Raw genomic sequence first — 1,979 nt, 5'->3', positions numbered from 1 at the left:
ATCCTGGTACGTGACCGCCACGACCGTGGCCACCGGCAGGTTGCCCGGTCCGCCGCCCGGTCCGCTGTCCGCCGGGGCAAGGTGCGCCACCCCGGCCCAGGTCGGCAGGGCAGTCCACACCACGCCGGTGTGGGAGTACCACTGGTCATCCACGATCGCGGAGACGGTCAGGCCGGTGCCGCCCACCGTGGCGGTGTCCCCGACGTCGAGCGACAGATCCGCCGCCACGGTTGACCCGATCACCACCGCCCCCACCCGGACCGGCGCCGGAGCCAGCTGCCCGCCGTCGGCCACGCCGAACACCGCCACGTTGGTGGTGCCGCCGTCGCCGCCCTGGAGGCGGGACTGGCTGATGCCCAGGGCCTCGGCCCGGTCCACCCCCGCGGCATGCCCCCAGCTGTCCACCTGTGCGGCCGTCACTTCACTTTCGGTGAAGGACGCCGTGGGTTCGTTGGTGCCCGGAGCGCCGAACACGATGCTGTCCACCGGCCGGGACGCGGCCCCGGCCCCGGAATGACCTGACCCCAGCTTTCCGATGGCCGAGGTGGACTGGTCGCCCAGCCCGGCGGTGAGCCCGGAGAGCATCACCAGCAGGACCGTCACCAGGGCCACGACGCCACCCATGAGGGCGAACCGTCCTTTGGCGAACCGGATATCGCGGATAGCGAGAAACACGTTGTACTTCCTTCAGTTCGGGGGAATTCCTTCTCTGTCCACTGTCCTTTCCGCGGCCGCGGCCCACATCGGGGATCTGGTTGAGCAGGGCGGGCGGAAAGGCTGAGGCTGCGGTCAACCTTTTGGTTGATCCGCCCGCCGCCGCAGGCGCATAAGCTGATGAAATGCTTGCCGCGGACCCTCAGACCACACCGTCGGGTGCCGCCATCCTGCGGTTCCTGCGGGTGACGCTGCACATGGGGTTTGCGGTCCTGCTGCTGGTCGCCATCCTGCGCCTCCACTTCGGGGACAGCGCGTTGGGGGACGGCACCTCGGGGAATGGCACGTCCGACGGCGGCGCTCCCGCGGGAGCGCAACGCTACGTTTGGTCGGCGCTCGCACTGGCCCTCGCGGCGGCGTACGTCGCAGGCACCGTGCTGGAGAAGCGGTACGCCGCTGGCCGTTCCGGCTTTAACCCGCACCCTTACGCCGTCGTGTGGCTTGGCCTGGTGACGGCACTGTGGGGTGTCCTCCTGGCCGGCAGCCCTGATTTTTCCTGGCTGGCTTTTCCGCTGTTCTTCCTGCACCTGCACGTGCTGCCGCGCCGGATTGCCCTGCTCACCATCACCATGATGACCGCGGCCGTGATTGCGTCCCAGTGGCTGGCCAGCGGGCTGCCGGTGCCCACCCTGCCCGTGGTCCTGGGACCGCTGCTGGGTGCCGGGTTTGCCGTCGTCACCGGCCTTGCCTACCGGGCCTTGTTCCTGGAAGGCGAGGCGCAGCGGCTGGCCGCGGACGAGCTCCGGCGGACCCGTGCCCAGCTGGCCGGCACCCAGCACGAGGCCGGTGTTTTGGCCGAGCGGGAGCGCCTGGCCCGCGAAATCCACGACACCCTGGCGCAGGGCCTGTCCAGCATTGTGCTGGTGGCGCGCGCTGCGGAGAAGTCCCTCACAGACGGCGATCTTGCCACCGCCGCCGAACGGTTGGCGCTGGTGCAGCAGACGGCATCCGGAAACCTGGCCGAGGCCCGCAGCTTCGTCCGCGGGCTCACCTCACCCCACCTCCTGGAGTCCTCGCTCGCGGAAAGCCTGCAGCGCCTCTGCGCCGAGACGGAAACCTTGGCTGCTGCCCGGGTCGACGGCCTGCGCTGCCGGTTCGAGCTGGTGGGCGATCCCGCAGAGCTTCCGCCGCAGTACAGCGTCACCCTGCTCCGGGCCGCCCAGGCCAGCCTCGCCAACGTCCGGCAGCACGCACAGGCAAGCACCGCCGTCGTCACCCTGGCCTTCCTCGGGGACGAAGTCACCCTTGACGTGTACGACGACGGC

General features: G+C 70.3%; 1 protein-coding gene and 1 pseudogene. One reads left to right on the top strand and one right to left on the bottom strand.

The genetic code is table 11. The features are described 5' to 3' along the window. A pseudogene (locus tag DBR22_RS15565) lies at window positions 1-675 on the bottom strand (ABC transporter permease); the annotation flags it as partial. Between the two features lie 164 nt (window positions 676-839). Between DBR22_RS15565 and DBR22_RS15560 the strand changes: the two are divergent. Then, a partial coding sequence (locus DBR22_RS15560; protein WP_108599769.1) for a sensor histidine kinase occupies window positions 840-1,979 on the top strand: 1,140 nt, incomplete at its 3' end.

This window comes from Arthrobacter sp. HMWF013, assembly GCF_003061105.1.
GTDB lineage: Bacteria > Actinomycetota > Actinomycetes > Actinomycetales > Micrococcaceae > Arthrobacter.
This window is presented reverse-complemented; position numbering and strand designations above follow the sequence as displayed.